Below are 6,370 nucleotides of genomic sequence, written 5' to 3'. Positions count from 1 at the left end.
TTTCAGCTTAAGTAATAATACTGATAAACTTGTTGAATTAATCACTTTAAAGTCAGCATACTGCTCTTTTAGCTGCTGTTGCCTTTTTACACTTTTTTTTGGATATTCAGAGTTTATCCTGACAGGTGCAAGATGTGAGTATAGCGACACCCTTAAGGGTGTCGGATTTTGGCCCTGTAGGGTACTTTTAATAACGCACCCTAATCCTATTACAGAGGCAATAATAATTGCCATTGAAGAAAGGAAATAAGCCTTGCCAAGTATTGGCTTTTTTAGCAGAATATTGATTACCCCAAGTGAAATATTGATCTTTAAGTCCACCTGGCGCCGCATATTCCTAGATTTTTTGATTTTTGTTGGAGGCGATCGCGGTCTTCAACAAGATCAGGACTTAGGCACGCGGGGCCAAAAACAAAGGTGATGCGTCAATCTCACGAATCGAAACCCACGATTAATCGATTTCACCTTTGTTTTTTTGCGTAAGTCCTCAAGATTATCAGTTGATGGCACGCGATCGCCTTGCTCAACAAGATTAATCAGGTAATCAAGGAGACTACTTAAGCCTCATTTTTGACAAAGAACAATGCCGTGCGCGAACCGCTCTCGATCCCGCCGCGATTGGGGGAACCCCACTTGTTAATGTACTTCTGACCGTCACCGCCCTAGTCAACGCACATTTGGAAGTTGTACCGTAGCTCGTTGTAGCAACCTACTGCTAAACCGGGCATTTTTGCCGCAGTGACATCAAATGTTGCGCCAGCTTTATTGATAATGGCTAACCCCTTATCTCCACGCGAGATCAAGAGCAACTTGGGACTGTCCGCACTAGCTGCAATTTCATTCCCATTCCGATAATATTGCGATTGTCCCATCATTTTTTCATCGAATTGGGTAGGGGCAACAACTGTAGGGTTGAAGGCATCAAAATTCAAAATCAGGGGTGTTCCTTCTTTAATCGCCAAAACGTATGCGGTGGGTTTCAGCCGCGTTTAATGGCTGCTTGTACGATCGCATCGAAGTACGCCTCCAGATCCGCCGCCGATCGCGCCGTTACCAAGTCGCCATCAACCACAACGTGACTGGGATCTGGGACATAAATTGCACCAGCATTGTGGATATCTGCCAGTACGACAGTATGACAAATCACTCGCCGTCCTTGCAAAACTTCCGGGCAAGGGGTTAAGATCCACAATCCATGACACAAAGCCCCCTTAACAATATTGGGATTCTCCATTGCTCTTTTGAAGAACTGGACTGCTGGAGGAGTTTGTAGTTCTTCGATGCTTCCCAGAGAACCCATCGGCGGAATTTCCCGCAACCTGACGCTGCAATAATTGGCAGAAATTAAGACAATATCGTAGTTATTGGGATCGTAATTTATGGGGTCTTTATCCACTTCCATAGAATAGACCTGTTTTCCTGGGGCATCAACATCGCTGACGATCGTGCGCGATTGTTTCCCCCACAGATAAGTCATAAAATCGACACTTGCGCCGAGTACAGAAAAGCCAATGCTGTAATAGTCAAGTTCATGGGCAATGTACTCAGTTTCGGTCAGCACTGCCACTTTTTTTCCTGCTAGCACTTTATCAGACATGGGCTTTTTCCTTCTACTAACAATTAGGTTTGAGAACTCAAGGCAATTAAGACGCACAAGATCTAGTTGCCTGGGATGACAACTATATCTTGATTATTTAGCGTTTACCGAACATCAGTAAACTTGACTTCTGTTTGGATGAACCCTGGAATGGGTTCAATCTTCTCACCCTTAATGGTAGGTTGGTTAATGTCCTCAACTTTTGCCGCAAAAATGTAAGGACGAAGTTCAATTTTTTCGGGAACTTCCTTAAATGCAAAGTACAAGGATGTGGGCAAGTTGTGAATCGCTTGTCCAGTTATATAGCCAACGATATCGTGTTCAAAACTATGGAAGGCATTTTTCCAAGAGTGTTGTTTGGGGTAGCGAATATCGGGAAGATTGTCCCGCGCATTCACCCAGTGCCAAATGCCACCATTTTTGTGGTCTACCATATACTTGAACCAATAAGCATAGGTGGTGGGCAGATATTTGGCGTAAGAGGGATCCCGCAAACTGAAGGTAGCGGCAGTTTGATCTAATTCCGCTAAAATCCACCACTCTTTATCAGTTTCAAGTTGGCCGTATTGATTGATGCGCCGTCCCCAAGTCCCATCTTCAAGATAGGCTTTTTCCAAGATTAAAGGTGCTTTTTCTTGAGCAAAAGCAGTGAGTTCGTAATGCCCAGTTAACTTGCCGATTTCATAGATCAGCCACAAGGTTTTAATCGAGTGACCGAAGTCAGTATGATCCGTTCCTAGCTGTTGCTGGGTCGGAGTGGTAATCGCTCCCCAGAAAATATTTTTGTCTGGTGTGTAGAACTGCTCGGACATAATTGTGGCTAGATGAACCAAGTCATCTTCCCATTTTGACCGTAGGGGTTGACCATTACCATCTAATTCTGGCAAGGTGGGAGTCAGCAACAACATATAACCGTAAACTTGGTCGAGTTGAGCGACTAATTCCCGTTGGTCGGAGTGAACGAATTCTTTCGTGCCATCTGGATTGATGTAATCAAGGTAATCCGCATGAGCCCAGCTGAGTAAGTCCCATTCTTTGTCGTAATAAGTATCAAAGATGTAGTCTTTGACGGCAATGATATCTGGCAACACCTCTGGATCGCGGGTGAGATAGTAGTAAAATCCCAAGCCTGTAACCGCATAAGCCATGTCTTGACTGATGCGATAATCTTTATCTGGTTTACCAACTCCATTTTCAAAGTAGGTGTATGCTCCACCTTCTTTTCCTTTTATGGCGTGTTCGCGCAAATAGTCTACTCCAGCTTTAGCTAATTCTAGGTATTTGCTTTTTCCGGTGAGATGGTAAGCAACACCGTAGGCAAAGATTTGTCGGGACTTGGCGCGGACGTAATCCCGTTCTAGTTTAACGATACCGTTAACGGGATTTGCCAATTCCGGGCAGAGATTTTCCCGCTCGTACAAGGAGCCGTCATTGCATCGATAGGTTGGGAAGTTCCCAATGGGATCGCCCAATGCTGTCTGCATTTCCCAGAATGGCAGCAAGTCGTCTTTAAGATGCTCAAGCCAACGATCGCCAGTGGGAACATCGGCAATAATAGCCTCGATATTATCAACAGGATATTGACGAGACTCCGAAACGAAGGCGAATGCTGGTGCAACCCCCGAGCCCCACAAAAGTACAAAACTCAGCAATAAGCTGCTTGCCATCTTCAATAGACGATGGCGAGTTAGATCCAACATGAGATTCTTCTTTCCTGTTAAGGTTCTAAACTTGACAGTAAATTCGTTTCTTTACCTACGTTGGAGGCGATTGTTGTCAACCAGATGAATCGGTTGATTGCGTGCGATCGCCGTCCTTAACAAGATTACCATTTAATTTCACCCTGTCAAGAAAAAAGCTGAATTTGCCTTTACTTCATCAACCACAGGACTTACGAACGACGATCTTATCACCGTTTCTGCGTCTATCTCTAGCAGGACTTACGCAAAGACGCTAAATATATTGTTATCCAGTTGGCAGCACTCTATTTTAATCCCAAGCGATATGCCGACCGCACGCAATCGCGATCGCACTCGGATTGGGCAACAGCGATCGCTTTTGGCGCAGCACCGACTGTAGCGCGATATGCACACCCGACGCTGCGGGAATGCCTCCGGCACGCGCAAGGGACGCCCCTTCACTGCCGCCTGTGGGAATATAATGGGGATAACGAACTAGGAACGATTTATGAATATATCTTTAACTCCGGAACTAGAACAATTTATTGCAGAGCAAGTTAAAGAGCGGTAAATTTTTCGATGCGAATGAGGTAATAACAGAAGGATTGCGATTATTGTGGGAACGCGATCGCATTCAAAAAGCACGTTTAGCCGAGTTAAAAGAAAAAATCAGAATTGGCATTAAAGAACTAGATTGCGGTGAAGGAATCGATGGCGAAGAAGTCTTTGCAGAACTTGAAGAAGATATCCGCCTTATGGAAGCGATTGCGTAATTTTTGGCATAGCTAATTTATAATATAAAATTAATGCTAGGTAAATCAGCATGAAGCTGGGAGAAATTGTCAGCCGCCTTGTTATCGACCCTCGGAAGTTAACAGACTATGCCCTGAATTTGGAGAATCCACAAGGTGGTGATAAAGCTGTAATCTTTCAGCGTCGCTGAGGATTTACTCAGGATAACTATGAATTACTACTTACACAGATTTCGATTAAAGCTCTTGATGCTGAGGCGATTTTAGGGCGAAATGATGAGCATGGGCAACGTTATACCGTAGATTTGGAAATTATAGGTATAGAAGGACAACAGGAGATTGTGCGTACAGGGTGGATCGTAGAACCTGGTAGCGATGGAGCAAGACTGGTGACACTATACGTTCGGAGGCAAACATGATTGAACCACAATTATTTGATGTTATTGAATTGCTCGTGGATTTACCTGAATTTAACCTGCGCTTAGGTACAAGAGGGGCAATTGTAGATTGTTATTCTGATGGGAATTATGAGGTAGAGTTTAGCGATCGCGACGGAGAAACAATCGCGCTGTGTACTCTTTCTCCAAATCAATTTGTGGTGGTTTGGCAGGCGCAAACAAAGCGTTGGCTGTTGGTATCAGAGCAATTAGCTGCGGTGGTCGAGCGCTTATCTGAAGAAGATCGGAAACAAGTTTTGAACTTTGCCCTTTCTCTGTGTCAAAAATAGTTAGCGATCGCACGCGAATTCACCACAAGCGATCGCCTTTTTGCTATCAGTATCAAACAGGTAATTTGGGACTATCTTCTACATGACACAGGGAATGAAGCGAATCAGCGTTTTCAATATTTGTCTGTTCCAGCTCAAACCAAAACGCAGGCTTTGTGTCTGAGGCACGAGCAAAAACAGCTAGTCTGCCACATTTGGGACACTCATAAATCTGAGGAAACTCCGGATTTCTCGGATACAAAAGGTTGTAAACTTTCTCTTCAAACTCCTGAGTAGATGTAGCTTGCTGGTGTGCGGCAATTAGATCTTCAATCAGTTGTTCGCGCTTGGGTTCCCAGATCAGCTTGAACCCTTGGGGATTGGGGACGGCAGATAAACTAATGCTTTCACCACACAAACAAGTAAGCCGAGGCATGGAAATCTCTCCTAACGCGATACATCAACGATGATTTGACCGTCTTTGACGACGATAACTCGCCTCACACCGCAATCGGGTGTATTGATGACACTTTCAGCCATGCTTAAAGCTTCGTCAACTCCAATTAGGCTGCTCTCCCCAGCACCGAGTTCAACCACTACAGTTTCAGCTTGATTGCTCTTTTCTATGATATTTTGTCCGAGGCTCCTAATCCTCCGGGTTTGCGGTTGAATTAGATCGGCAGATGTTTGGCTGCCATCTGGATGAATAAATCGATAATCCGCACTTCGGCTACCTGGTATCTCAGCTGCACCTTCTACCCTGATTACTTCCGGAAGTTCGCCAGATTGAGCTTTGCCATTCAAAAACTCGCCTATTGCGATCTCGTCAGGTGTTGCGTTTGGATTATTGTTAACATATGGCTGGCTCATGATAGGGGAGTGACTAATTGCATTTGAAGCGATCGCACTAATCCTACTGCAATTGCACCTTGACTCTACAAACCTGATATTCCACCGCATTCACATTACAGACCAGCGATACATCAATGCCTTGAAATAAATTTCAAGCTAAAAGCTAAAACCCGTTAAAACGGGTTGAAAATTCTTAGCAGTCAGTTTCAACTGACTTAAGCTTTCAGCCCGAAATTTATTTCAGGGCTGACTGCCTAAGCGTCAGTATCAGCTTCTCTATTGAGTAATTCTGGATAAACAGGGATGAATGGTACTCCTTCCTTGCTGAATCGCACCGCCAACTTCCTGGCTAAGACAAAGATGTCAGGGCGATAGATGTCGATTTCAGGATTTTCAATCAGTTTTTCCAAAGTTTCTGAAGAGTCAATCTTACCTAATGCCTTTGCCGCTTTCGATCTCACTAACTCATACTCATCGTTGAGGGCAGCAATCAAGGCATCTACCACTTGGGGATTGCCTATAATACCTAATGCCTCTGCCGCATCCTTTTTCACGTATCCATCCTCATCGTTGAGGGCAGCAATCAAGGCATCCACCGCTTGGGGATTGCCTATAATACCTAATGCCATTGCCGCTTTCGATCTCACGTCCTGATTCTTATCGTTGAGGGCAGCAATCAAGGCATCCACCGCTTGGGGATTGCCTATAATACCTAATACATCTGCCGCATTCCATCTCACGAACTTAACCTCATCGTTGAGGGCAGCGATTAAGGCATCCACAG

The 6,370-nt window shown here is 44.6% G+C and carries 10 protein-coding genes and 1 pseudogene; 4 read left to right on the top strand and 7 right to left on the bottom strand.

Translation table 11 applies throughout. The features are described from left to right. The 4 genes from ACE1CM_RS26110 to ACE1CM_RS26095 all read right to left on the bottom strand — a co-directional run. Positions 1-321, bottom strand: a 321-nt coding sequence (locus ACE1CM_RS26110; RefSeq protein WP_374881770.1) for a hypothetical protein, incomplete at its 3' end; no start/stop codon positions are given. Positions 322-662: 341 nt separating this feature from the next. After that, entirely contained in the window at positions 663-962 is a 300-nt protein-coding gene (locus ACE1CM_RS26105) for a hypothetical protein (protein WP_226593171.1), read from the bottom strand. Between the two features lie 17 nt (positions 963-979). Beyond that, positions 980-1,597, bottom strand: coding sequence for a DJ-1/PfpI family protein (locus ACE1CM_RS26100; protein ID WP_374881769.1), 618 nt, complete (start codon positions 1,595-1,597; stop codon positions 980-982). A 104-nt stretch (positions 1,598-1,701) separates the two neighbouring features. Beyond that, entirely contained in the window at positions 1,702-3,297 is a 1,596-nt protein-coding gene (locus ACE1CM_RS26095) for an N-acyl-D-glucosamine 2-epimerase (RefSeq protein WP_374881768.1), read from the bottom strand. A 273-nt stretch (positions 3,298-3,570) separates the two neighbouring features. Between ACE1CM_RS26095 and ACE1CM_RS26090 the strand changes: the two genes are divergently transcribed. The 4 genes and pseudogenes from ACE1CM_RS26090 to ACE1CM_RS26075 all read left to right on the top strand — a co-directional run bounded on the left by ACE1CM_RS26090 (position 3,571) and on the right by ACE1CM_RS26075 (position 4,755). Continuing rightward, positions 3,571-3,837 carry a hypothetical protein gene (locus ACE1CM_RS26090; RefSeq protein ID WP_374881767.1) on the top strand — a complete coding sequence of 89 codons (267 nt, stop codon included), beginning with the start codon at positions 3,571-3,573 and terminating at the stop codon, positions 3,835-3,837. Then, positions 3,822-4,049, top strand: coding sequence for a type II toxin-antitoxin system ParD family antitoxin (locus ACE1CM_RS26085; protein ID WP_374881766.1), 228 nt, complete (start codon positions 3,822-3,824; stop codon positions 4,047-4,049). Before ACE1CM_RS26090 ends, ACE1CM_RS26085 begins: the two co-directional genes overlap by 16 nt. A gap of 50 nt (positions 4,050-4,099) precedes the next feature. Further along, positions 4,100-4,447 (top strand): annotated as a pseudogene (locus ACE1CM_RS26080) (DUF6883 domain-containing protein). Then, the gene (locus ACE1CM_RS26075) at positions 4,444-4,755 is read left to right on the top strand and encodes a DUF4926 domain-containing protein (protein WP_374881765.1); all 312 of its coding nucleotides are present in this window, start codon (positions 4,444-4,446) and stop codon (positions 4,753-4,755) included. The pseudogene ACE1CM_RS26080 and the gene ACE1CM_RS26075 overlap by 4 nt, the downstream one beginning before the upstream one ends. 52 nt (positions 4,756-4,807) lie before the next feature. On the opposite strand, the gene ACE1CM_RS26070 is transcribed toward ACE1CM_RS26075, so the two are convergent. From ACE1CM_RS26070 to ACE1CM_RS26060, 3 genes are all read right to left on the bottom strand, one after another. Next, positions 4,808-5,170, bottom strand: a complete 363-nt coding sequence (locus ACE1CM_RS26070) for a hypothetical protein (protein WP_374881764.1) — start codon at positions 5,168-5,170, stop codon at positions 4,808-4,810. Positions 5,171-5,181: 11 nt separating this feature from the next. Continuing rightward, entirely contained in the window at positions 5,182-5,604 is a 423-nt protein-coding gene (locus ACE1CM_RS26065; RefSeq protein WP_374881763.1) for a hypothetical protein, read from the bottom strand. A gap of 236 nt (positions 5,605-5,840) precedes the next feature. Further along, on the bottom strand, positions 5,841-6,370 hold a 530-nt coding region (locus ACE1CM_RS26060), incomplete at its 5' end, for a HEAT repeat domain-containing protein (protein WP_374881762.1).

This window comes from Microseira sp. BLCC-F43, assembly GCF_041929235.1.
Taxonomy (GTDB): domain Bacteria; phylum Cyanobacteriota; class Cyanobacteriia; order Cyanobacteriales; family Aerosakkonemataceae; genus Microseira.
The sequence above is the reverse complement of the archived record's forward strand: the minus strand, read 5'-3'. Positions and strand labels throughout refer to the sequence as shown.

Excerpts from the sequence above, each read along its gene's own strand:
- ACE1CM_RS26100 (WP_374881769.1), bottom strand. The coding sequence starts at position 1,597 with ATGTCTGATAAAGTGCTAGCAGGAAAAAAAGTGGCAGTGCTGACCGAA.
- ACE1CM_RS26075 (WP_374881765.1), top strand. The coding sequence starts at position 4,444 with ATGATTGAACCACAATTATTTGATGTTATTGAATTGCTCGTGGATTTA.
- ACE1CM_RS26095 (WP_374881768.1), bottom strand. The coding sequence starts at position 3,297 with ATGTTGGATCTAACTCGCCATCGTCTATTGAAGATGGCAAGCAGCTTA.
- ACE1CM_RS26065 (WP_374881763.1), bottom strand. The coding sequence starts at position 5,604 with ATGAGCCAGCCATATGTTAACAATAATCCAAACGCAACACCTGACGAG.
- ACE1CM_RS26070 (WP_374881764.1), bottom strand. The coding sequence starts at position 5,170 with ATGCCTCGGCTTACTTGTTTGTGTGGTGAAAGCATTAGTTTATCTGCC.